We start from the raw sequence: 23419 nt of genomic DNA, 5'->3' as shown, positions 1-23419 counted from the left end.
CGACTCCCCCCGCCCCCGGATGCTCCGTGAAACGAACGCCTTCACCATAGATGAACGCGGTCAGGGCGTCGCCCGGGCACCTGTAGTACGGCGCCGCGCGAACACCCAACTTCCTGAGCAGCAGGTGTCCGATCCGTACACCTGCTGGGCGGAGGGAGCCACCAACAGCCATGGCTTGTTGTGTCACATGCTGTTGTGATCGGCTTCGCCAGGCTCGATGATGTCCTGCGGCGACGGGGAGCGGGGGCGTGGGATGCTGCGAGGAAGTGCTGACGCGCCGGCGGCCGCCGCATGAGACAGCGCGTGCAGCTCGCTCTGCAGATCATGCTGGTACTTGTCGCGAGTCTGCTGGGCATCGTCACCAACTACGCCACCAATACAGACAACGCGCCCTGGCTGTTACGCGTCATTCAGCAGGCATCCGTACCAGCCATCGGGCTGCTGATAACCGCCATGGTCGTCGGGCAGATCGTCATGTACCGGCTGGAGAATCCCGCACCGCCGCGCGCGGACTGGCCGCGCGACCGGGTGCCGTACCCCGGTCTTGACGCCTTCGGCGAGGACGAAGCAGCGGTCTTCTTCGGACGCGAAGCGCAAGCCGCCGAGCTGACCCGCAGGCTGCATGCGTCGTCGCAGCAGCCAGCCGAACGGTTCCTGATGCTCGTCGGAGCTTCCGGAAGCGGCAAGTCCTCTCTGGTCAGAGCGGGTGTGATGCCACGGCTGCGGGAGCGACGCTGGACAGTCCTGCCGGCCTTCTCCCCCGGGCCGAACCCTCTTTTCTCCCTGGCTTCCGCCATCGTTGGGGCCAGCGGCGGGGCAGAGCCGGTGAGCGCCGTCCTGCGGCGTCTGCGCCAGGAGCCGAACGCGCTCGTCAGCGAGTTGACACGGCTGCCCGGCGGGCGCTTCCGCCGCACGCTCATGGTGATCGACCAGTTGGAAGAGGTGGTTACTCTCGCCGGTGAGCGAGAGCGGGCGCAGTTCCTCGAAGCACTCCGCACCTGCGTCGAGCAGGACTCCGGTGTCCGCGTGCTGGCCACACTCAGGGTTGACTTCCTGGGCAGACTCCTGGGCACCGGGTACGCAGAGATCGTTCAACACCCCCTCACCATCGGAACATTGAGCAGGGGCCAGTTGGCCCAGGTAGTGGAGCGCCCGGGAGCTATGGCGGGGCTCTCCTTCGCTCCTGGAGTGGTCGACACGATCGTTGACGAAACGGGCGCGGACGATGCCTTGCCACTGCTCGCCTACCTCTTGCAGGAGCTCTATTTCGCCGCGGGCCCAGGGGGGACGGTCACCGCGGATCTGTACCGCGGTCTCGGTGGTGTGGCCGGCGCTCTCGCACGGCAGGCGGACCACACGGTGGCCGAGCTCGCCCCGGCGGAGGGCATCGACTTCGTCCTGCGTGTCCTCCTCAGGTTCGTCACTGTCCAGGGGCAAGAAGCTGCCCGCCGACGTGTACTGCTGTCCGAGCTCACGGACCGGGAGCGTCACATCGTGGACGCATTCGTCGACGCGCGGTTGCTCCGGTCCGACGTGGGCGACGACACGTTGTTCGGCCAGGATCCCTGTGCCGAGGTGACGCACGAGGCCCTGTTCCGCCAGTGGGCTCCACTGCGGCAAGAGGTCGAGGCACGTGTCGAGCGACTGCGCGAACGAGCCGAACTGGAGCGGTGGGCCGAAGACTGGGAACACTCCGGCCGCAGCAACGACTATCTGCTGACGGGGGAACGACTGTCCCTGGCCCAAGGCTGGCTGGAAGCCTTGGAGGAGGCAGGGCAGGCATCGGAACCTGCCCGCGCGCTGGTGCGGTCCTCCCAGCAATGTGATCAAGCCTTTCTCCGCCGGGTCTCGGACAGCATCGGTCGGCAGGCCCTCGGCGGTGCCGAGACCCACCCGGAGCAAGCAGTTCTCCTGTCGCTCGCCGCCCTCGGCGAATGCGCCCCGACCCCGTCGGCGCGCCGGGCCCTGATGACCGCTCTGGCGGCCAGCCATCTGCGTACCCGGCTGGACGGGCATACGGACACGGTCCGAGACATCGCCTGGTCCCCCAACGGGAACCGTCTGGCCACCGCGTCGCGGGACGGCACGGCCCGGGTCTTCGATGCCCGTTCCGGGCGGTCCCTGCTCGTCCTTCCGACCGACGGCGCGATGGTCGAGTCGGTCGCCTGGTCGCCCGACTCCTCCCACATCGCCACCGCTGGCCGGGACCGCGTGGTCCGCATCTGGGACGCCTCCTCCGGCAATCCCGACCTGCTGTTGACCGGCATGACGGACGTCGGCAGGCAGGTGGCCTGGTCGCCCGACGGACGACACATCGCGGCCACATCGAAGGACTGCGTCGTACGCGTCTGGGAATCCGGTACAGCCACTCCGGTGCGGGAACTACGCGGGCACTGCGACGATGTCTGGGGCGTTGCATGGTCCCCCGACGGCACCCGCCTCGCCTCCGCCTCCCACGACCAGACGGCGATCGTGTGGAACCTGGCAACGAGCACGGCAGTGGCGCAGCTGACCGGCCACTCGGATTTCGTCGAGGGCGTGGCGTGGTCGCCCGATGGACGCTGTGTCGCCACTGGATCGGGCGATCACACCGCCCGCATCTGGGATGCGGAGACCGGTGAGCTGCGGCTCCTGATACGCGGACACACCGACTACGTATGGAACCTGGCATGGTCCCCGGACGGCCGGATGCTGGCCTCCGCCTCGTCAGATCGGAGCGTGCGCATCGTCAGCACCGAGGATGCGAAGGTCCTGGCCGTACTGCGTGGCCACACCGACACCGTATGGGGAGTGGACTGGTCACCCACGGGCACACAGCTCGCCACCGGCTCGACCGACGGCACAGGATTCATCTGGGACCTGCGGCCCCGAGGAGCCGAGCAGGTGCTCGTCCACGGGCACACCGGCCCCGTGAATCAAGCAGCGTGGTCCCTTGACGAAAGCCGTATCGCCACCGCCTCCGACGACGGTACGGTGCGGCGCTGGGACGCGACGACCGGGACTCCCAGCACACGGACGTTACTCCTCGGCGACCGGGTGTGGTCTGTGGCCTGCTCGCCGCTGGACGATCGGCTTGCACTCGGCACCAACGACGGCCTCTTCCGCATCATGGACGACACCGGAAGCGTTCTGTTCGAGCACCGTGGCGAGGTCGTGGAGGCGTGCTCCTGGTCCCCGGACGGCAGCCGGATCGCCACCGGCGGGCACGACGGCGCCGTTCGCGTCCACTCGGCGCGGACCGGCACCGAACTGCAGGCGCTGACCGGACATCAAGACTGGGTCGGCCGTATCGCATGGTCGCCCACCGGCAGGATGCTCGCCAGTTCGTCGGACGACCGCACCTGCCGACTGTGGGACGTCGCCGAGTGCCGACAGCTCACCGTCCTGCGCGGCCACGAAAACTACGTGGACGATGTCACCTGGGCCCCGGACGAACTACGCGTTGCGACTGCGTCCGGTGACTGGACCGCCGCCGTGTGGGACGTGGCCACGGGACGCCGCATCGACCTCATGAAGGGTCACGAGGGCCGGGTCCGCGCCATCGCATGGTCTCCCGACGGAAGGTTCATCGCGACCGGCTCGGACGATCGAACCGTACGGGTCTGGTCCTCGACCACTTTCCAGGAGATCGCGGTCGTCGGCGTGCACCAGGACAAGGTCACCTCGGTTGCCTGGTCGGGGGACAGCACCCGGCTGCTCACCGGGTCCTTCGACGGAACGGCCCGCGTATGGGCCGCCGACCCTGACTTCGACCGGCTCGAAGCACAAGCCCGGGGGCGGGTCTTCCGCACGCTCGGCGAGGAAGAGCGGCGTCAGCACCTGCTGCCGCTCACCCCGCCATAGTCAGTACCGCTCCTCGACCAAGCGGTCTTCGGTGTGCAGCAGATAATCGTCCGGATCGAGGCCCATCTCCTTGCGCGCCGTCGACGCCCAGTACATCGCGTTGCGTTCAGCGAACGTCTCGGGGCCGTCATAGGAGATCAGCCATATGAACTGGTTACGCTCGCGGTCGATCCAGGCGCCACCGATGCCGAACCCCAGCTCCAAACGGAGAGGAACGATCTCCGCACGCCACCGCTCCACCCACTCGTCGAGCAGGCCCTCCCGGACCGTGTACGTGCGGAGCTGGGTGGTCCTCGGCATCTGGGCGTCCCTCCCGGGGCAAGGCGCGGCGTTGGTCCTCAGGCTATCCAGGCCATGGGCAGCGGGCGGCCGGAGCCGTACGGACGACGCGCAGCGAAGCGATACAGCACCCCGACAACGTCCCACCACACTGATCATGGCATGTCGCGTGCCGGTCGACGAGCGCCCCTTCATGCCCGATGTCGCCATCTGGATCACGGATCAGTTGACGCTGGTCGACGGCAGGCTGCCTGCCGCGCAGCCGCTCTTCCCCGTATCCAGCAGGACACTCCATGACACCACGGCCCCATGTGTGGGGACCTTCGGCGGTTGGTGGCGCCCGACTGGAGACCACTGGCGCCACCGGCCCCCACTCCTCACCCCGCCCCCGCGCGCCCGCTGAGGTGACCGTGCGCCGGGTGTAACCCGGGGAGTCCCGGGCCGTAACACCCCCGACGCACGCTGGCCGCATGCGCACCGAGACCGCGGCCCCCGTCGACACCCACTGTCCGTACTGCTCGCTGCAGTGCGGCATGGGACTGCAGCCCGGGGCGGGCGGGGTGGAGGTGGTGGAGCGGACCGCGTTCCCCGTCAACCGGGGCGCCCTGTGCGGCAAGGGCCGGACCGCGCCCGCCGTGCTGTCCTCCCGGGTGCGGCTGACCGAGCCGCTGGTCCGCTCCGCCGCCGGGGAGCTCGAACCGGCCGGCTGGGAGGAGGCCCTGGACCGGATCGCCGATGGTCTCGCCGGGGCGCGCGCCGGGCACGGGCCGGACGCGGTCGGGGTGTTCGGGGGCGGCGGGCTGACCAACGAGAAGGCGTACGCCCTCGGGAAGTTCGCCCGGGTGGCGCTGGGCACCTCGCAGATCGACTACAACGGGCGCTTCTGCATGGCGTCGGCCGCCGCCGCGCACCAGCGGGCGTTCGGGCTGGACCGCGGGCTGCCGTTCCCGCTGGCGGACATTCCCGGCGCGGGCTGTGTGATCCTGGTCGGCTCCAACCTCGCCGAGACCATGCCCCCGGCCGTCCGCTACCTCACCGAGCTGAAGGAGAACGGCGGGACCCTGATCGTCATCGATCCGCGCCGGACCCGCACGGCCGAGCAGGCCGACCTGCACCTCGCGCCGCGACCCGGCACCGATCTGGCCCTCGCGCTGGGCCTGCTGCACCTGGTGGTCGCGGAGGGCAGGCTGGACGAGGAGTTCATCGCCGCCCGGACGTCCGGCTGGCCCGAGGCCCGCGCCGCGGCGATGGCGCACTGGCCGGAGCTGGTGGAGCGGATCACCGGGGTGCCGCTGCCGCAACTGCGCCGGGCGGTGGCCCTGTTCTGCGACGCGTCCGCCTCGATGGTGCTGACCGCCCGCGGCCCCGAGCAGCAGTCCAAGGGCACCGACACCGTGGGCGCCTGGATCAACCTCTGCCTGGCGACCGGGAACGCCGGGCGCCCGCACGCCGGTTACGGCTGCCTCACCGGCCAGGGAAACGGGCAGGGCGGACGCGAACACGGCCAGAAGGCCGACCAGTTGCCCGGCTACCGCAAGCTCACCGACCCGGCCGCGCGCGCCCATGTGGCGGGCGTGTGGGGCGTGGACCCCGACGAGCTGCCGGGCCCCGGCCGCAGCGCCTACGAGCTGCTGGACGCCCTGGGCAGCGAGGTGAAGGCGCTGCTGATGATGGGCTCCAACCCGGTGGTCTCCGCGCCCCGCGCCGCCCACATCGAGGAGCGGCTGCGCTCCCTGGACTTCCTCGCCGTCGCCGATGTCGTGCTCTCCGAGACCGCGCAACTCGCCGACGTGGTGCTGCCGGTGACGCAGTGGGCGGAGGAGACCGGCACCACCACCAATCTGGAGGGCCGGGTGCTGCTGCGCCGCAGGGCGCTCGACCCGCCGCCCGGGGTCCGTTCGGATCTGGACGTGCTGGGCGGCCTCGCGGCCCGGCTGGGCCGGGAGAAGGGGTTCCCCACCGATCCGGAGGAGGTCTTCGACGAGCTGCGCCGCGCCTCGGCGGGCGGCCCCGCCGACTACTCCGGCATCACCTACGGCCGGATCGCCGCGGAGGACGGGGTCTTCTGGCCCTGTCCGGACGCCGCCCGGCCGCACCCCGGCACGCCCCGGCTCTTTCTCGACCGGTTCGCCACGGACGACGGGCGGGCGCGGTTCGTCCCGGTGACGCACCGGCCCGCCGCCGAGGAGCCGGACGCCGACTACCCCGTGCTGCTGACGACAGGCCGGGTGCTGGCCCAGTACCAGTCCGGGGCCCAGACCCGGCGCGTCGACGAGCTGAACACCGCCGCTCCGGGGCCGTTCGTGCAGCTGCACCCGCAGCTCGCCGAGCGGGTGGGGGTGGCCGAGGGCAGCCCGGTGGCGGTGGTCTCCCGCCGCGGGCGGGCGGTCGCACCGGCCCGGATCTCGACCGACATCCGCCCCGACACGGTCTTCATGCCCTTCCACTGGCCGGGGGCCGGCCGGGCGAACTCGCTGACCAACCCGGCGCTCGACCCGACCTCCCGGATGCCGGAATTCAAGGTCTGCGCGGTCCGGCTGGAGGCAGCGCCGACGGACGGCTGACCCCGGTGGGAGGTGTGGTGCCGGGACCGTACGTGTACGTGTCCTCCAGTCGCCCGCGGACCGGCCGGGGACGGCGAACCAGCCGGGGACGGCGGACCGGCTCCCCCGGCGGACCGGCTCCCCCGGTGAACCGGCCGGACCGGCACGGGCAACGCGGTAGCAGCACAGCCCTCGCCCCTCCGGCCGGTGTGCCGGTCCGCCAGCAAGCCGGTGCGCCAGTCCGCCGGTCCGTCGATGTCAATGGGCGCAGCCGACGTCAATGGGCGTCAGCGGGCGTCAGTGGGCCTCAGTGGGCGTCGATCTCCCGCAGATACGCCGCCTTGGCCGGCTCGTCCAGGAAGGACGCCCGGAAGGAGTTGCGGGCCAGAGTGCGCACCGTCTCCTCGTCCAGCCCCAGGGCGTCGGTCACGGCCACCATGTTGTCGTGCAGGTAGCCGCCGAAGTAGGCCGGATCGTCGGAGTTGACGGTGACCAGCAGCCCGGCGTCCAGCATCAGCCGCAGCGGGTGGTCCTCCAGCCGGTCGATGACGCGCAGCCGGACGTTCGACAGCGGACAGACCGTCAGCGGCACCTGGTCGGCGACGAGCCGGGCGACGAGGGCCGCGTCCTCCAGGGACCGCACGCCGTGGTCGACCCGGTCGACGCCGAGCACGTCCAGCGCCTCCCACACATAGGACGGCGGGCCCTCCTCCCCGGCGTGCGCGACGCACTTGAGTCCGGCCTCGCGGGCCAGCGCGTACACCTCGCGGAAGGCGGACGGCGGGTTGCCGACCTCGGCGGAGTCCAGCCCGACCGCGGTGATCCGGTCCAGGTGGGGGCGGGCGCTCTCGAAGGTCGCCACGGCGGACTCCGGGCTCTCGTCCCGCAGGAAGCACATGATCAGCCGGGTGGTGATGCCGTGCTTCTCCGGTGCGGCGTCCAGCGCACGGGCGAGGCCGTTGATCACGGTCCCGATGGGCACCCCGCGCGAGGTGTGCGCCTGCGGGTCGAAGAAGATCTCGGCGTGCCGGACCCCCTGCTCCCGGGCACGGGCCAGATAGGCGTCGGCCAGGTCCGCGAAGTCGTCCTCGGTGCGCAGCACCGCCATCAGCGCGTAGTAGAGGTCCAGGAAGGACTGCAGGTCGGAGAAGGAGTAGGCGGCGCGCAGCTCGTCCTGATCGGCGTACGGCAGCCGGATCCCGTTGCGCTCGGCGAGCGCGAAGGCGAGCTCGGGCTCCAGGGTGCCTTCGATGTGAAGGTGCAGTTCTGCGGTGGGGATCGGGCGCACGGGCGGGAACACCTGCTCTGTGTTGCGGGGACGGTCCGGTACCGGGGGCGGGGCCGGGGTGCGTGGCTGGGGTGCGTGGCTGGGGGTTACGGGGCTGTGGGGTTACAGGCCCAGGGGGCGCGGGGCTGTGAAGGTGCGGCCGCCCCGGGAGCGGAATGGATCGTTCAGGGTAAGGAGTCAATCAGGGTAACGCGCCGATCCGTACGGCCAGTCGCCGCCGCGCACCTGCCTGCCGGACGTGCGCAGCCGCCTGGCCACCGGTTCCGCGGCGAGGTAGACCCAGGCGCGGGCGGCCCCGCCGGCGGTGGGCAACACCTCGCGGACCACGCGTTCGTAGATGTTCGCGGGGTCGCCGGGGGCGAAGTCCTCCAGCTCGTCGAGGGCCGCGAGCAGCCGGTCGTAGTGGGCGGCGGCGGGGGTGACGAGCTCGCCGCGGATCTCCCCCCGCGGGTCCTCCACGGCGTACGGCCAGCCGGGCCCCTCGTAGAGCACGGCTCCGCGCATCGACCCCGGCTCCTCGGCGACGGTGCGGCCGAGGAGGAAGCGGTCGTGGTTGACCTGCCCGGGCCGGAGCGTGCCGTAGACGAAGAAGGGCAGCCGCTCGGGGGCGGCCGGGTCCCCGGGGGTCGGTCGGGTCGTCATGGCAGGGGTACCTCCTCGGGGCCGGGGCGCTGGGACCAGCCTGCACCGGGGCGTCCCGACGACGGAGAGCGGGGCCCTCTCCCGCGGCCCATGCCCCTGACCGGGCGCTTTCTCCCCTGTCGGGCGGCTTCCCGCAGCACGGCCCGGCGGGCGCGGAAAGGCGTCCGTGGGGCCCCAGCCGTAAAATCCAAGACATGGGAGAGCGGCCGTTCGCGCCCGCCGCGCCGGAACTCGTCCTTGAAGCCGACGGCGACTCCCGGGTGATGAGTCCCAGCCGGTCGTACCACGTGGGGCGCGATCCCTCGAGCGACATCGTGCTGAGCGATGCCAGGGTCTCCTGGCACCACGCGGTGCTGCGGCCCTCCGCGGGCCACTGGATGCTGGAGGACACCGGCAGCACCAACGGCACGTACGCGAACGGGGAACGCGTCCGGCAGTCGGGGGTCGGGCCCGGCACCGTCATCCGCTTCGGCAGTCCCGCCGACGGCCCGCGCGCGGTGCTCAGCGGGCTGCCGCCGCCCCGGCAGTACGCGCGGCCGCCCGCGGTCTCCCACCCCTCGGCCACCAACACCTTCCGGCGGCCGACCTCGGTCCGTCCGCTGCCCCCGGAGCGCACCGTGCGGATCGGCCGGGCGGCCGGGAACGACCTGGTCGTCGCCGATCTGTCGGTGTCGCGGCACCACGCCGAGCTGCGGGCGACCGGGGTCGACGGCGGGCACGAGATCGTGGATCTCGGCAGCCACAACGGCACTTATCTGAACGGGCAACGAGTGCTGCGGGCCCTGGTCCGGCCCGGGGACATCATCGGCATCGGGCACTCCGCGTTCAGCCTGGCCGGGAAGGAGCTCCAGGAGTTCGTCGACACCGGCGAGGTGTCGCTCGCCGTCCAGGACCTCACGGTGCGGGTCGACCGCGGGCGCCGGACGCTGCTGGACGACGTGTCTTTTCCGGTGGGCGAAAAGTGCCTGCTCGCGGTGGTCGGACCGAGCGGCGCGGGGAAGTCGACCCTGCTCAACGCGCTGACCGGGCTGCGGCCGGCGGACCGGGGCACGGTGCTCTACGACGGCCGTGATTTGTACCGGGACTACGCGGAGCTGCGGCAGCGCATCGGGCTCGTCCCGCAGGACGACATCCTGCACACCCAGCTGACGGTGCGCCGGGCCCTCGGCTACGCCGCCCGGCTGCGCTTCCCCGAGGACACCGCGAAGGCGGAGCGGCAGGCCCGGGTGGACGAGGTGATCCACGAGCTGGGTCTGGACCAGCGGGTGCGGCAGCACGTCCACAGCCTCTCCGGGGGCCAGCGCAAGCGGGTCAGCGTGGCGCTGGAGCTGCTGACCAAGCCGTCGCTGCTCTTCCTGGACGAGCCCACGTCCGGTCTCGATCCGGGCATGGACCGCTCGGTGATGCACATGCTGCGGGGGCTGGCGGACGACGGGCGCACCGTCATCGTGGTGACGCACAGCGTGCTGAGCCTGGACGTGTGCGACCGGCTGCTGGTGATGGCGCCCGGCGGGCGGATCGCCTATTACGGGCCGCCGGAGGAGAGCCTGCCGTACTTCGGCTTCCGGGAGTGGCCGGAGGCGTTCGAGGCCTTCGAGAACGACACCGGGCGGGACTGGGCCGGGCAGTTCCGCGCCTCCGCGCAGTACCGGCAGTACATCGTGGCCGCCACGGAGCAGCCGCAGCGCCCCCGGGAACCGGCGCAGAGCTCGGTGGCGCCGCCGAAGGCCCAGAGCTGGGGGTCGCAGCTGTGGACGCTGATCCGGCGGTACGCGGCGGCGCTCGCCGCAGACCGGACCTTCCTCGCCGTCATGGTCGTGCTCCCCTTCGTGATGGGCGCGATGGCGCACGCCCTCGCCGGCAGCCGGCTCGGCCGGCAGGAGGCGATGAACACGCTTCTGATCCTGTGTGTAGGCGCCGTCCTGACCGGCGCCGCCAACGCGGTGCGGGAGCTGGTCAAGGAGAGAACGATCTATCAGCGGGAGCGGGCCGTCGGGCTGTCCCGCTCGGCGTATCTGATGTCCAAGGTGGTGGTGCTGGGGCTGATCACCGTGGTCCAGGCGGTGGTGCTGACCGTGGTCGGGCTGTTCGGGGTGGACCTGAACGCCCCCGGCGGCGAAGGGGTGTTCCTGCCGGCCGGCGTCGAGATCGCGCTGGCCGTGGCGCTGCTGGGGTTCACGGCGATGATGCTGGGCCTGTTCGTGTCCGCCCTGGTGCGGAAGGAGGAGGTCACCATGCCGCTGCTGGTCCTCCTCGCGATCGTGCAGGTGGTGTTCTGCGGGGCGTTGCTGAAGCTGAGCGGGGTGCCGGGGCTGGACCAGCTGTCGTGGCTGGTGCCCGCGCGGTGGGGGCTGGCCGCCATGGCCGCCACGGTCGACCTGCAGCGCATCGTGCCGCAGAGCGTGGCGTCGGACCCGCTGTACGACCACGCGGCGGGGATCTGGGTGCTCGACATGGGCATGTTGGTGGTGCTGTCGGCGCTGCTGGGTTACGCGGTGACGAAGCTGCTGCGCCGCCACGAGCCGAACGTCATGCGGGAGTAGCGGGTGGTCGTGGTGCGCAGCGGAGTACCGGGCGGAGCGGGCGGAGTGCCGGTCGGGTGCGGCGGCATGCCGGTCGGGTGCGGCGGCGCGCCGGTCGGGTGCGGCAGCCCGCCGGACGGGTGCGGCAGCCCGCCCGGCCGGCGGGAGACGGAGCGGGGCGCGGAGCACGGCCGGGGGCGGGACGGAGCACAGCGCGGACGGCAGGGCGCAGGGAGCGGACGGCAGAGTGCAGGAAACGGACGGCAGAGTGCAGGAAGTGGACGGCAGGGCGTAGGAAGGAGCCGCCGATGACGACCGAGGCCGACTTCCGTCCGAGCCATGTGGTCCCCCGGGAGGGCATGGCCACCTGGTCGGCACCGGACGGTGCCCGGCCATCGGTCCCACTGGACCCGTTGCTGCCCGTCCAGGTGATCGACCGCCGGGGGGACTGGGCGCTGGCGCTGTGTTCCAACGGCTGGTCGGCGTGGGTGGACGGGCGACTGCTGGTGTCCGTGCCGCGCCACCCGCCGGCGCCCGGCCGCCCCGCCGTACGGGAGGCGGACCCCCGGCCGCTGCTGGAGCGGGTGGCCGACGAACTGGCCGAGTACCGGCGCCTGGTGGCGGAGCTGGCGGCCGGGCGGCTGGACAGCGGCGCGTTCCGGCAGCGGACCGAGGGCCGCCGGGTGGGCGTGGTCGTGGACGGCGAGTCGGTCTGGCTGTACGACGCGCGCCACGAGCGGTGGTGCTACTGCGACGGCACCTCGCTGCAGACCTTCGCCACGCCGGAGGGGCCGGTGCGGGGCGGGCCCTCACCGCCGTCGTCACCGCCGCCGTCGTCACCGCCGCCGTCATCACGGCCGCCGCAGTCACCGTCGGGGCCGACGTCGCCGGGGCCGGGGTCGCCGGAACCGGGGCCGCCAGGGCCGACGTCGCCGGGGCCGGGGCCTTCGGGACCGGGCTCGCCGGCGACGGGGCGGGCGTCGCCGCACGGCCCCGGAGGGACGGACACCGTGCCGGGAGCGGGGGCGGGGGCGGAGGCCGGACCCGCCGACGGCTCTTTCGACGACTCCTTCGACGACTCCGCCGAACGGACGCGGATCGTCGAGCCGGAGGCGCGGGACGCTCCCGGCCACCCGCGGAACCGGTGGGGTGAGGGCTGATGGCCGAGCGGGAGCAGGGTGAGCCGGGTCCGTTCGCCGCTTCCGGTGTCCGTCCCGGTGCGTCCGAGGGCCCCGGCCGCCGGGTCGCCGCGTACCGGCTGGAGCAGGAGATCGGGCGGGGCGGCATGGCCGTCGTCTACCGGGCGGAGGACCTGCGGCTGGGCCGCACGGTGGCGGTCAAGCTGCTCGCTCCCGAACTCGCGCGCAACGAGACGTTCCGCCGGCGGTTCGAGCTGGAGTCCCGGGTGGCCGCGGCGATCGACCATCCGCACATCGTGCCGGTCTTCGAGGCCGGTGAGACGGACGGCGTGCTCTTCATCGCCATGCGCTATGTCGAGGGCCGCGACCTGCGGGCGCTGCTCGACCGGGACGGCCCGCTGTCCATCGAGGACGCCTGCCGGATCGCCGTCCAGGTGGCGTCCGCCCTGGACGCGGCCCATGCGCACGAACTGGTGCACCGGGACGTCAAACCCGGGAACATCCTCGTCGCCGAGGGCACCGACGCCGACCACCCCGAGCACGTCTATCTGACCGACTTCGGGCTGACGAAACGGGCGCTGGCCCTCAGCGGGTTCACCAGCGCCGGACAGTTCGTGGGGACGCTGTCCTATGTGGCGCCGGAGCAGATCTCCGGCCGCCCGGTCGACGGCCGCTGCGATGTCTACAGCCTGGCCTGCGTCGTCTTCGAGGCGCTGACGGGCGCCCCGCCGTTCCGCCGCGAGGACGATATCGCGCTGCTCTGGGCGCACCAGAACGACCCTCCGCCGGTGCTCTCCGAACGACGGCCGGAGCTTCCCCCGGCCGCGGACGAGGTGATGGCCAGAGCCCTGGCCAAAGCGCCCGACGACCGCTACGGCACCTGCCGGGAGTTCGTGTCGGAGCTGCGCGCGGCGGGCCGGACCGTACGGCCCTCGGACACCGGGCACCGGCGGCCCGCTGAGCGGACGCCGACCCGGCTCGATGCACGGCCGGGCACACCGGAACCGCCGTCGGCCCCGCCACCGCCACCACGCTGGGCGGCACCGGTCTTCGCCGTGCGGCGCGGCTGAACACAGCACGGCCCGACGGCGACGGCGACCGCGACCGCGACCGCGACCGACACAACCACGGCCACGGCCACGCCCGTCCCGGAACAGCGGCGCAGCACCCCGGACCGCGGCCCTCCAACTCCAGCCCGCAATCAGGGATTTACCTGGTCGGGCGGCCCGTCGGCGGTCTCCCGGCCCTGTGCAATGATCAAGCAGAGTCCGAGGGGGAATCGTCATGACCGTCACCGTCCGGCTGGCCGCCACGGCGTCCCGGCCCGCGCTGCTGCTGCGCCCCTGGGAGGACGGTGACGCGGACGCGCTGATCGAGGCGTACCGCGACCCCGCCGTGGGCCGGGCGAAGACACTGCGCGTGACGAACCACGCGGACGCCCGTCGCTGGCTGGACATCGAACGGCAGGGCTGGGCCGACGGGCACCACCTCTCCTTCGCCGTGCTCACGGCCGCGGCGGACGGCGGAGACGAACCGGTGGGATACGTGGTGCTGAAGCGTCCGGATCCCGCCGGGCCACGAGCCGAGGTCGGCTACTGGACCATGCCGCGCGCCCGCGGCCGGGGAGTGGCACCCCGCGCCCTGGAAGCGCTGACGCACTGGGCCTTCGAGACCTTCGCCGCCGAGGGACTCAAGGAGTTGGAACTGCTGCACCAGGCGGACAACACCGCCTCCTGCCGGGTGGCGGAGAAGGGCGGTTTCCCCTTCGTCCGGGTACTGCCGCCCCGGCCGCCGCAGTTTCCGCTGGACGAACACCTGCACCTGAGGCGGGCCCCGGCCTGAACATCCGGGCCGGGCGCGGGCGGCCCGGCCTGCCGGGACGAGGCCGTCGCACCGGACCGGTGCGGCACCGACGCCCGAACACCGTGCTGCCCCGAACACCGCGACGCCCCGAACACCATGACGCCCCGAACACCGCGACATCCCGAACACCATGACGCCCCGGGCCCAACCGCGGTCCGCCGGCTCCGGAGCGGAACGGCCCGCGCCTCACCGTCCGGACGGGCCGTCCGTGCCCTGCCCCGGGGCCTCCTCGCCCCGCGCCTCGACCGCGCCGTGGTGGCGTACGCGCAGGGCGAGCAGCCCGCCGAGGAAGCCCGCGGCCAGGCCCCACAGCGCGCCGAATCCGATCAGCGGCAGGAAGTTCGCCCGCAGGGAGACCTCGCCGCCCAGTCCGCCGCCGAGGTCCCCGACACCGATCACGGTGAGTCCGTACTGCGCGAAGATCCTGGTCAGCAGCCCGATCACCAGCATGGTCAGGGCCATCGCCAGACCGAGGTGCCAGGCGTGCTGCCAGGGCCGGATCCGGGCGGGTGAGCGGACCGCGGTGAGGAAGCCCGCCCCGAGCAGCGCGATCACGGCCACGACGACCAGCACCCAGGCCCGGTCGTCGCGTTCGGCCACCGCGGCCAGATCGAGCGTCGCGTTCCGGCCGCCGGACGTGCGCAGCACCTCGTCGAGCACCCGCGGCATGGGCAGGCCGATGCCCTCGGCCACCCGGCCGTCCCAGGAGCCGCCGATGCCGACGCCGAACGCCAGCCACACCAGGTTGGGCAGCCCGAGCAGCATGGCGGCCAGGGTCTCCGCGGAGTGCCCGCGGGTGGCGGCCACGACCAGCCCGACGACCACGCCGATCACCACGTAGAGCAGCAGCACCGCCACCATCGCGAACGCGGGCGGCCGCACGGACTCCTGGAAGTGCAGCAGCCGGGACGGCAGGGGGGCGCGGTGGGAGACGAGGAAGGTGAGAGCCAGCACGGCCAGCAGCCACAGCAGGCCGAACCCCAGGGTGGCCGGGACGTCGGCCCGGAAGCCCACGGTCGGGTTGGCGTCGAGCAGGTCGCCGAGGTCCTCGGCCAGGCCGCCGCCCAGGGACACTTCGAACGTGTGGCGGGCGAGGAGGGCGAGCAGCACCAGCATCAGGCACCACAGCACCGTCGTCCGGACGACCCGGTCGAGCACCTCGCGGCCCGTGGCCACCGCCCGGTGCCGCAGCGGCAGCAGGAAGAGCACCGCCATGACGAGGGCACCGGCGAGCGTCACCGACAGCGGGACGACCTCGATGGCCGCGTCCGTCTGCGCCAGGAACCCGGCGTCGCCGGAGAGTTGCACATCGCCGCCGACCGCCATGACGACCATGGCCACGACCACCCGGGGGTACGCCTCGCCCGGCAGGTCCGGGGCGCCCGCCGCCCACAGGCCGAGGCAGGCGACGACCAGCATCGTGACCGCACCCGCCAGCACCACCACCAGCGCGTCCAGCCAGGCGCGCACGGGCAGCAGGGCCGGTGGTTCGCTCCCCGTGTCACCCGGGGCGGGGCGTCGCATCTGGCTCACGCAGTCTCCTACGGACTCACGCCACGTCCTACCGACTCACATCGTCCACGGACTTCACGCTGTCTGCCTGCGGACCCGCGCCGCCTCCCGCCGACGGGAGCGTCGCGGGGCGCCCCGACCGGATGGCCCGATTCCTCGCCCCACCGTAAGCACGGGGCCGCCGCCCCGCTTGCGGACCGTGAGGATGTGCCGCACACAATGAGACGAAACAGACCATTGGGGTAACGGGTGTCTCCCTGAAGCCCGCGCCACGGGCGCTCCGGGTACCCCGCGCGTCGCCCCTCCCCGCGGAACCACGCCTCGGGCCCTCCCGGGAGCCCGGCGCCCCGCACGCTGCCCGGGTACCGGCGCCCTCCGGCGTTCCCGAACGGCGCTCCGCACCGGGACGTGGCCGGGACGCCGTACTGCTCGGAGGGGTCGTCGGCTGTCCGGAGGTTGGCCGCACAGACCGGGACCACGCCGGGAAGGAGAGCCCGTGACCTCCCCACCCCCGCCCGGCCGCCGTCCTACGGGCCCGCCGTCGGGGCCACTGTCCGGCCGGCCGGCGGAGCCCGGCTCGTCCGGTCCGCCGGGCGCCTCCGGCCCACCGGGCTCGTCCGAGCCTCCGGAGCCGCTCATTCCGGGACCGCCGGAGGGCCCGCCGCCCGGCGGCTCCGGGGGATTCGGCGGCGGTCCGGAGGGGCCGGGAGAGCCGGGCGGCGGCGGTGCGGGCGGGCGCGGACCGCGGCGCCCGTGGTGGCGCTCGGTTCCCCATCTCGCCGCGCTCGCGGGACTGCTGGCGGCGGCCGTCGCGGTGATCCTCGTCCTCACCCGTTCGGCCGACGAGCCCGGCACGGGCGAGGTGTTCCTCCAGGCGGCCACCGACGGGGGCCGCGACCCGTTCACCGCGTCCACCGCCGAGGACTCCTCCGCCCCGGGACGTCCCACCGCCACCCCGAGCGCGCCGTCCGCGACCGGCGGCACCCCGAGCATCACCGGCTCGACGCCCGGCCTCTACGGCGGCACCCGCAACGTCGCGAGCTGCAACGTCGAGCAGCAGATCGACTTCCTGTCCCGGAACCGGGACAAGGCCGCGGCGTTCGCCGGGGTCGTGGGCATCCCGCCGAGCCGGATCCCCTCGTACCTGCGCTCGCTCACCCCCGTGCAGCTGCGCATGGACACCCGGGTGACCAACCACGGCTACCGGAACGGCGAGGCCACCGCCTACCAGGCGGTCCTCCAGGCCGGAACGGCCGTCCTGGTCGGTCCGCACGGGCTGCCCCGGGTGCGCTGCGCCTGCGGAAACCCGCTGCAGCCGCCGGTGGCCGTGGAGCGGAACCCGAAGCAGGCGGGGCAGGCCTGGCCCGGTTACCAGCAGTCGAACGTGGTCGTCGTGGCCCCCGCGTCCCGGGTGATCGACGTCTTCGTCCTGTTCGACCCGGAGACGGGCACCTGGTTCGAACGCCGCCGCGGCGACGACACGGCGCGGAACGACCGGCGCACGGGCCGACCCTCCGACATCCCGGCGGCCTCCCCCGCGCCGCCGACCCGGGACGCCTCACCGCCGACCCGGGCGCCCCGGACCCCGGAGCGGTCCGAGCCTCCGGACACCGCCACGTCCCGGCCTCCCGAGACCCCGACGAGTGCGCCGACCGGCCCGGACAGCCCCGCTCCGGACGGCACACCACCGTGACCGTGACGGGCCGCCCGCGCCCGGGAGCCTGGCGGAGCGCCCGGCGAAGAGTCCGGCGAGGAGCCCGCAGCAGAACCCGGCAGGAGCACCCCGGGGAGCGCACCGGCCTCATCGCCCCGGCCCTGAAGCATCGGCCGGGATGATCGCGCCCCGCCCGGCGTGAAACGCAGACGGGGCCGAAGGCCCCGCAGCGGCCCGGTCAGGCCATCCACTGATCCCAGGCCAGCTTGCACACCAGGCCCACCACCACGACCACCAGGACGCCCCGCACGAAGCCGCTCCCCCGCTTCAGCGCCATGCGCGCGCCCACCGTGCCGCCGGCCAGGTTGAAGACGGCCATCAGGGCGGCGAGCCGCCAGAGCACCGTGCCCTGGACGGAGAACATCGCCAGCGCGCCCAGATTCGTGCAGATATTGACGACCTTGGTCGTGGCGGAGGCCGTCACCAGGTCCATGTGGAGGATCGCGGCGAGGGCGATGACCAGGAAGGTGCCCGTTCCGGGGCCCAGCAGGCCGTCGTAGAAGCCGATGCCCAGCCCCGCCACCAGGACGGCGGCGACAACGCGCTGCCGGGTCGCCGGGCCGGGCGCGGGCGCCGTGCCGAAGGCCGGCCGGAGCAGGACGAACGCCAGCACTCCGAGGAGCACCACCATGATCAGTGGCCGCAGCACCGCGCTGTCGATGCCCGCCGCGAACGAGGCTCCCGCGAGCGATCCGGCCAGCGCCGCCAGCCCGATCCGCACAGCCGTCCGGACGTCGACCGGGGCCCTGCGCACGTAGGTGACCGCGGCGGCGGAGGTGCCGACGACCGCGACGGCCTTGTTGGTGCCCAGGACGTACACCGGCGGGAGGTGCGGCAGGCCGACCAGCAGGGCCGGGAGTTGGAGCAGACCGCCGCCGCCCACCACCGCGTCGATCCAGCCCGCCGCGGCGGCCGCGAGGCACAGCAGGAGCAGCGTTGTCAGAGATATGTCGGGCACCGCGGCAGCCTACGGTGCCACCGGGCCTCGGTTACGGACCCCCGGGCCTCGGTTGCGGGCCACCTGACCTCGGTTACGAGCCACCTGACCTCGGATATACGGGCCACCGGTCCTCGGATGCGTGCCACCGGTCCTCGGCCACCGGCCGCCCGGCCCGGTCGTCCTCCGAGCGGGCGGCCTGCTCCGCGACCTTCCTCGGCCACCGCTCGCCCGGGCCGGTCCCTTCCCCCGCTCGCCGAGCCCGAGGCGCGCCCGGCCGACGGTCCGGGAGGCCCGGCAGCGCGGCCGGCCAGGGAAGGCAGCGCCGCCGATTCGGGAAGCGCGACAACGCGGCCCGTCCGGTTCCCTACCGATTCCCGGTGCCGGAAGCCGCCACGGGCCCGCCCCCGCGCGCCGTCGTCCCCGGGAACGGGCTCACAGTTCCCCGCGGGCCGCGCTGAGGGCAGCGTTGCGCACGGGAAACAGGGGTGATGCGGGCGGGAAACGCACACCCCGCAGGCTTCGGAGCATGGCACCCGCGCAGCACGACCCCGCCCGCCCCGCAGGCCACCGCATCACGGTGGTCGGCGGCGGCATGGCCGCTGCCCGCCTGGTGCAGCAACTGGCGGCGCGCGGCGGTGCGGACGGCGGTACCCCGCCGGCCGTCACGGTGATCGGTGAGGAGACCCACGCGCCGTACAACCGGGTGCTGCTCGCCGACGTCCTGGCCGGCCGGTACGCGCCCGAGGTGATCGGGCTGCCCGCCCCGCCGTCCGCGGCGGCCTGGCTGACCGGCGTCCGCGCCGTGCGGCTGGACCGCGCGGCGGGCGAGGTGCACTGCGACGACGGGCGGCGCGTGCCGTACGACTCGCTGGTGCTGGCCACCGGCTCGAACCCGGTCCTGCCCCCGCTGCGCGGCCTGTTCGGCCCGGACGGCCATGACCTCCCCGAGGGGGTGCACGCCTTCCGCACGCTGGACGACTGCCTCGCGCTGGCCGCCGCCGTCCGGCCCGGCACCCGGGCCGTGGTCATCGGTGGCGGGCTGCTGGGAGTGTCCGCCGCCCGCGCGCTGGCCTCCCGCGACGCGCAGGTGGTCCTGGCCCAGCAGGGCGAGCGCCTGATGGAGCGCCAGCTCGACGCGGGCGCCTCGCGGCTGCTGCACGGGCATCTGACGGAGCTGGGGGTCGAGGTGCACACCGAGTGCCGGGTCCGGGGTCTGCGCCTGCGGCCCGTCGGGAGCGGAGGACCGGACCGGGCCGTCTCGGCCGTCGAACTCGCGGACGGCTTCCGGCTCGACGCCGATCTCGTCGTCCTCGCCTGCGGGGTCCGCCCCCGCCTGGGCCTGGCGCGGGCCGCCGGCCTGCGGACCGGCCGCGGCATCGTCGTCGACGACCGGCTGCGCACCTCGGACCCCCGGATTCACGCCATCGGCGACTGCGCGGAGCACAACGGCGTGCTGTACGGCCTGGCCGGACCGGCACAGGAGCAGGCCGACGCGCTCGCGGCCCTCCTCACCGGAGGGGCCGGGGACAACACCCCCGGGTACACCGGAACCCGTTCGCTGACCCGGCTCACGCTCTCCGGGCACGGGCCCCGAGGGAGCCGTGCCACGGCACCGGACGCCGACGTTCCCACCACGGGAACCGCCCCCGACGCCACCGTTCCCCCCACGGGAACCACCCCCGACGACCCCGGCACAGACGTCGGCCGCGCAACCGCCACCGGACCGGCCACCGCGGCCACCACGACCACCGCGTCCGCCCCGCTCCCCGAACCGGACACCGCCCCCCGGCCGTTCGACCTCGCCGCCTTCGGCGAGACCGAACCCGCCCCCGGCGACGACGTCATCCACCTCTCCGACGCCACCCGCGGCGCGTACCGCAAGGTCGTCGTCCGCGGCGACCGGCTCGTCGGAGGCATCCTGCTCGGCGATCTCGGCACCGTCGGCGCGCTCGCCCGCACCTGGGAGGGCGACGAGCCGCTGCCCTCCGCCCCGCTGCTCCACCTGCTCACCAACGATGGAGGCTCCTGATCATGGCGCTCGCGTCCCTGCCCACGATTGTGCTGATCGGCCACGGGATGGTCGGCCAGCGCTTCCTCGAGGCCCTCGCCGACCGCGGAGTCACCGACCGGGCGCGCGTCGTCGTGCTGTGCGAGGAGCCCCGCGCCGCCTACGACCGGGTCCAGCTGACCTCGTACTTCTCCGGCCGGACCCCCGACGACCTCTCCCTCGTCGAGGCGGACTTCATGGCACGCCACGGCATCGAGCTGCACCTCGGCGACCCGGCGGAGTCCATCGACCGCGCCGCGCGCACCGTGACCTCGCGCGCCGGGCTGACCATCGGCTACGACACCCTCGTCCTGGCCACCGGCTCCTACCCGTTCGTGCCGCCGGTCCCGGGCAAGGACGCGACCGGCTGCTTCGTCTACCGCACGGTCGAGGACCTGCTCGCGATCGAGGAGTACGCGCAGGGCCGGACCACCGGCGCCGTCGTCGGCGGCGGACTGCTCGGGCTGGAGGCCGCCGGGGCGCTCAAGGGCCTCGGACTGGACACCCACATCGTCGAGTTCAACCCCCGTCTGATGCCCGTCCAGGTGGACGAGGGCGGCGGCGCGGCGCTGCGGCGCACGGTCGAGGAGATGGGGCTGACCGTGCACACGGGCGTCGGCACCCAGGAGATCACCACGGACGGGGACGGCGCGGTCACGGGCATGTCCCTGTCCGACGGCTCCGAGCTCACCACCGGGCTCGTCGTCTTCTCCGCCGGGGTGCGCCCGCGGGACCAGCTCGCCCGGGAGTGCGGGCTGACCGTCGGCGAGCGCGGCGGCATCGGCGTGGACGAGCACTGCCTGACCTCCGATCCGTCGGTCTACGCGATCGGTGAGTGCGCGCTGGCCGCCGACGGCCGGGTCTACGGCCTCGTCGCGCCCGGCTACGAGATGGCCGAGACCGCCGCGGACGCCATCGCGGGCCGGTCCTCGGACGCGTCGGGCTTCACCGGGGCCGACACCTCCACCAAGCTCAAGCTGCTCGGCGTGGACGTCGCCTCGTTCGGCGATGCGCACGGCACCGCCCCCGGCTGCCTCGACGTCGTCTACGCCGACTCCCGCGCCGGGGTCTACAAGAAGCTGGTGATCGGCGCGGACGGCACCCTGCTGGGCGGCGTGCTGGTCGGGGACGCCGACGCGTACGGCATGCTGCGCCCCCTCACCGGGACGGTGCCGCCGCTCTCGCCCGAGCAGCTGGTGCTGCCGGCCGGCGCGGGGTCGCCCGCCGCGCTCGGCCCGTCGGCGCTGCCCGACGACGCGGTCGTCTGCAACTGCCACAACGTCACCAAGGGCGCCATCCGCACCGCCGTCACCGAGCACCGCTGCACCGATGTCCCGGCCGTGAAGAAGTGCACCAAGGCGGGCACCGGCTGCGGCAGTTGTGTGAAGGTGCTCACCACCCTCGTCAACGACGAGCTGGAGGCCGGCGGCATCACGGTCGACAAGGGGCTGTGCGGCTGCTTCGAGCAGACCCGGGCCGAGCTGTACGAGATCGTGCGGGTCCGCGGCCTCACCACGCACGCCCAGGTGCTCGACGAGCACGGGCGGGAGGCGGCCCGCGGCGGCGACGGCTGCGAGATCTGCAAGCCCACCCTCGGCTCGATCATCGCCTCGCTCGCCCCCTCGATCGGCGCGGACGGCTATGTCCTCGCGGGTGAGCAGGCCGCCCTCCAGGACACCAACGACCACTTCCTCGCCAACCTCCAGCGGAACGGCTCGTACTCGGTGGTGCCCCGGATCCCCGGCGGGGAGGTCACCCCCGAGAAGCTCATCGTGATCGGCGAGGTCGCCCGGGACTTCGGCCTCTACACCAAGATCACCGGCGGGCAGCGCATCGACCTGTTCGGCGCCAGCGTCGACCAGCTGCCGCGGATCTGGGCCCGGCTGGTCGACGCCGGCTTCGAGTCCGGACACGCCTACGGCAAGGCGCTGCGCACGGTGAAGTCGTGCGTGGGACAGACCTGGTGCCGCTACGGGGTGCAGGACTCGGTCCGGATGGCGATCGACCTGGAGCTGCGCTACCGGGGGCTGCGCAGCCCGCACAAGCTGAAGTCGGCGGTGTCCGGGTGCGCCCGCGAGTGCGCCGAGGCGCGCGGCAAGGACTTCGGGGTGATCGCCACCTCCAACGGCTGGAACCTCTACGTCGGCGGCAACGGCGGCGCCGACCCCCGGCACGCCGATCTGCTCGCCCAGGACCTGTCCGACGCCGAACTGATCCGGCTGATCGACCGGTTCCTCATGTTCTACATCCGCACCGCCGACCGGCTGGAGCGCACCTCCGCCTGGCTGGAGCGCATCGAGGGCGGGCTGGACCACGTACGGGACGTGGTGGTCCACGACTCCCTCGGCCTCGGCGACGAGCTGGAGCAGCTGATGGCCGACCACGTCGCGGGCTACCGCGACGAGTGGGCGGCGACCCTCGACGACCCCGACCGGCTGCAGCGCTTCGTCTCCTTCGTCAACGCACCCGGCACGCCGGACCCGTCGGTGCGGTTCGTCCCCGAACGCGACCAGGTGAAGCCCGATCTGACCGTGCTGGCCGGTCCCGTCCTTCCTGTCCGGACCCTCGAAGGGAGCTCTGCCCGATGACACTCGCCCCGGAACACCCGCTCACCCCCGAACGGCTCACCGCGCGCGTCGAACTGCTCGTCGACCAGCGATGGCTGGCCGTCTGCGACCTCGCCGCGCTCACCCCCGGGCGGGGAGTCGCCGCGCTGCTGCCGGACGGCCGGCAGGTCGCGGTGTTCCTGGACCGCGGGGGCGCCGTGTACGCCATCGGCAACCAGGACCCGTTCACCGGTGCGTACGTGCTCTCCCGCGGGCTGGTCGGCCGGACCGCGGGGGACGGCGAAGCCGCTGCAGAGGAGGGCGGGGATTCCACGACGGAGGGCACCGACGGCCCGGGCGCGGTGGACGGCGCGCGGGCGTTCGTGGCCTCGCCGCTGCTCAAGCAGCGTTTCTGCCTCACCACCGGCCGCTGTCTGGACGACGCGTCGGTGACCGTGCCCGCGTTCGCCGTCCGGACCGGCTGACCCCGGCCCGGCCGGCCGGCCGCACGCCGGAGTCGGTGGCCCGGGCGGTGCCGCCC

General features: G+C 73.5%; 16 protein-coding genes. 11 read left to right on the top strand and 5 right to left on the bottom strand.

What is annotated here, in order from left to right; genetic code table 11:
• Positions 1 to 303 precede the first annotated feature (303 nt).
• Positions 304 to 3843: an nSTAND1 domain-containing NTPase gene (locus AC3EQ1_RS17650; protein ID WP_432095264.1), complete on the top strand. Its 3540-nt coding sequence runs from the start codon at positions 304 to 306 to the stop codon at positions 3841 to 3843.
• On the opposite strand, the gene AC3EQ1_RS17645 is transcribed toward AC3EQ1_RS17650, so the two are convergent.
• A complete protein-coding gene (locus tag AC3EQ1_RS17645; RefSeq protein WP_432095263.1) occupies positions 3844 to 4143 on the bottom strand; it encodes an NIPSNAP family protein in 300 nt (99 codons plus the stop codon).
• A 136-nt stretch (positions 4144 to 4279) separates the two neighbouring features.
• Between AC3EQ1_RS17645 and AC3EQ1_RS17640 the strand changes: the two genes are divergently transcribed.
• A complete protein-coding gene (locus AC3EQ1_RS17640; protein ID WP_432095262.1) occupies positions 4280 to 4525 on the top strand; it encodes a hypothetical protein in 246 nt (81 codons plus the stop codon).
• 67 nt (positions 4526 to 4592) lie between these two features.
• Positions 4593 to 6686 carry a molybdopterin oxidoreductase family protein gene (locus tag AC3EQ1_RS17635; RefSeq protein WP_432095261.1) on the top strand — a complete coding sequence of 698 codons (2094 nt, stop codon included), beginning with the start codon at positions 4593 to 4595 and terminating at the stop codon, positions 6684 to 6686.
• Between the two features lie 286 nt (positions 6687 to 6972).
• On the opposite strand, the gene AC3EQ1_RS17630 is transcribed toward AC3EQ1_RS17635, so the two are convergent.
• Both AC3EQ1_RS17630 and AC3EQ1_RS17625 read right to left on the bottom strand, forming a co-directional pair.
• Positions 6973 to 7953, bottom strand: coding sequence for an adenosine deaminase (locus AC3EQ1_RS17630; protein ID WP_432095260.1), 981 nt, complete (start codon positions 7951 to 7953; stop codon positions 6973 to 6975).
• A 177-nt stretch (positions 7954 to 8130) separates the two neighbouring features.
• Positions 8131 to 8595, bottom strand: a complete 465-nt coding sequence (locus tag AC3EQ1_RS17625) for a gamma-glutamylcyclotransferase family protein (protein WP_432095259.1) — start codon at positions 8593 to 8595, stop codon at positions 8131 to 8133.
• A gap of 194 nt (positions 8596 to 8789) precedes the next feature.
• On the opposite strand from AC3EQ1_RS17625, the gene AC3EQ1_RS17620 reads away from it, so the two are divergent.
• The 4 genes from AC3EQ1_RS17620 to AC3EQ1_RS17605 all read left to right on the top strand — a co-directional run bounded on the left by AC3EQ1_RS17620 (position 8790) and on the right by AC3EQ1_RS17605 (position 14098).
• Complete coding sequence (locus AC3EQ1_RS17620; RefSeq protein WP_432095258.1) at positions 8790 to 11138, top strand: ABC transporter ATP-binding protein/permease; 2349 nt, start codon at positions 8790 to 8792, stop codon at positions 11136 to 11138.
• 287 nt (positions 11139 to 11425) lie between these two features.
• Positions 11426 to 12277, top strand: a complete 852-nt coding sequence (locus AC3EQ1_RS17615) for a hypothetical protein (RefSeq protein WP_432095257.1) — start codon at positions 11426 to 11428, stop codon at positions 12275 to 12277.
• Entirely contained in the window at positions 12277 to 13326 is a 1050-nt protein-coding gene (locus AC3EQ1_RS17610) for a serine/threonine-protein kinase (RefSeq protein WP_432095256.1), read from the top strand. The genes AC3EQ1_RS17615 and AC3EQ1_RS17610 overlap by 1 nt, the downstream gene beginning before the upstream one ends.
• Before the next feature lie 214 nt (positions 13327 to 13540).
• Positions 13541 to 14098: a GNAT family N-acetyltransferase gene (locus tag AC3EQ1_RS17605; protein ID WP_432095255.1), complete on the top strand. Its 558-nt coding sequence runs from the start codon at positions 13541 to 13543 to the stop codon at positions 14096 to 14098.
• 207 nt (positions 14099 to 14305) lie between these two features.
• Here AC3EQ1_RS17605 and AC3EQ1_RS17600 read toward each other — a convergent pair whose 3' ends face one another.
• Positions 14306 to 15643, bottom strand: coding sequence for a streptophobe family protein (locus AC3EQ1_RS17600; RefSeq protein ID WP_432095317.1), 1338 nt, complete (start codon positions 15641 to 15643; stop codon positions 14306 to 14308).
• Positions 15644 to 16127: 484 nt separating this feature from the next.
• Here AC3EQ1_RS17600 and AC3EQ1_RS17595 point away from each other — a divergent pair, with 484 nt between their 5' ends.
• Positions 16128 to 17324 carry a DUF6777 domain-containing protein gene (locus tag AC3EQ1_RS17595; RefSeq protein ID WP_432095254.1) on the top strand — a complete coding sequence of 399 codons (1197 nt, stop codon included), beginning with the start codon at positions 16128 to 16130 and terminating at the stop codon, positions 17322 to 17324.
• A gap of 199 nt (positions 17325 to 17523) precedes the next feature.
• Here AC3EQ1_RS17595 and AC3EQ1_RS17590 read toward each other — a convergent pair whose 3' ends face one another.
• Complete coding sequence (locus AC3EQ1_RS17590) at positions 17524 to 18303, bottom strand: TSUP family transporter (protein WP_432095253.1); 780 nt, start codon at positions 18301 to 18303, stop codon at positions 17524 to 17526.
• 508 nt (positions 18304 to 18811) lie between these two features.
• Here AC3EQ1_RS17590 and AC3EQ1_RS17585 point away from each other — a divergent pair.
• From AC3EQ1_RS17585 to AC3EQ1_RS17575, 3 genes are read left to right on the top strand one after another with little or no spacing between them, the layout of a single operon-like run.
• Positions 18812 to 20314, top strand: coding sequence for an NAD(P)/FAD-dependent oxidoreductase (locus AC3EQ1_RS17585; RefSeq protein WP_432095252.1), 1503 nt, complete (start codon positions 18812 to 18814; stop codon positions 20312 to 20314).
• Positions 20315 to 20316: 2 nt separating this feature from the next.
• Positions 20317 to 22920, top strand: a complete 2604-nt coding sequence (nirB, locus tag AC3EQ1_RS17580; RefSeq protein ID WP_432095251.1) for a nitrite reductase large subunit NirB — start codon at positions 20317 to 20319, stop codon at positions 22918 to 22920.
• Positions 22917 to 23363 (top strand): nitrite reductase (NAD(P)H) small subunit, encoded by a 447-nt coding sequence (locus AC3EQ1_RS17575; RefSeq protein WP_432095250.1) that lies wholly within the window; start codon positions 22917 to 22919, stop codon positions 23361 to 23363. The genes nirB and AC3EQ1_RS17575 overlap by 4 nt, the downstream gene beginning before the upstream one ends.
• Positions 23364 to 23419: the final 56 nt, after the last annotated feature.

Source organism: Streptomyces sp. bgisy100 (assembly GCF_057709105.1).
The sequence above is the reverse complement of the archived record's forward strand: the minus strand, read 5'-3'. Positions and strand labels throughout refer to the sequence as shown.

What these genes read in the sequence shown, in the direction of transcription:
- AC3EQ1_RS17645 (WP_432095263.1), bottom strand. Translation starts at nt 4,143, where the DNA reads ATGCCGAGGACCACCCAGCTCCGCACGTACACGGTCCGGGAGGGCCTG.
- AC3EQ1_RS17640 (WP_432095262.1), top strand. Translation starts at nt 4,280, where the DNA reads ATGGCATGTCGCGTGCCGGTCGACGAGCGCCCCTTCATGCCCGATGTC.
- AC3EQ1_RS17635 (WP_432095261.1), top strand. Translation starts at nt 4,593, where the DNA reads ATGCGCACCGAGACCGCGGCCCCCGTCGACACCCACTGTCCGTACTGC.
- AC3EQ1_RS17625 (WP_432095259.1), bottom strand. Translation starts at nt 8,595, where the DNA reads ATGACGACCCGACCGACCCCCGGGGACCCGGCCGCCCCCGAGCGGCTG.
- AC3EQ1_RS17620 (WP_432095258.1), top strand. Translation starts at nt 8,790, where the DNA reads ATGGGAGAGCGGCCGTTCGCGCCCGCCGCGCCGGAACTCGTCCTTGAA.
- AC3EQ1_RS17615 (WP_432095257.1), top strand. Translation starts at nt 11,426, where the DNA reads ATGACGACCGAGGCCGACTTCCGTCCGAGCCATGTGGTCCCCCGGGAG.
- AC3EQ1_RS17610 (WP_432095256.1), top strand. Translation starts at nt 12,277, where the DNA reads ATGGCCGAGCGGGAGCAGGGTGAGCCGGGTCCGTTCGCCGCTTCCGGT.
- AC3EQ1_RS17605 (WP_432095255.1), top strand. Translation starts at nt 13,541, where the DNA reads ATGACCGTCACCGTCCGGCTGGCCGCCACGGCGTCCCGGCCCGCGCTG.
- AC3EQ1_RS17600 (WP_432095317.1), bottom strand. Translation starts at nt 15,643, where the DNA reads ATGCGACGCCCCGCCCCGGGTGACACGGGGAGCGAACCACCGGCCCTG.
- AC3EQ1_RS17585 (WP_432095252.1), top strand. Translation starts at nt 18,812, where the DNA reads ATGGCACCCGCGCAGCACGACCCCGCCCGCCCCGCAGGCCACCGCATC.
- nirB (WP_432095251.1), top strand. Translation starts at nt 20,317, where the DNA reads ATGGCGCTCGCGTCCCTGCCCACGATTGTGCTGATCGGCCACGGGATG.
- AC3EQ1_RS17575 (WP_432095250.1), top strand. Translation starts at nt 22,917, where the DNA reads ATGACACTCGCCCCGGAACACCCGCTCACCCCCGAACGGCTCACCGCG.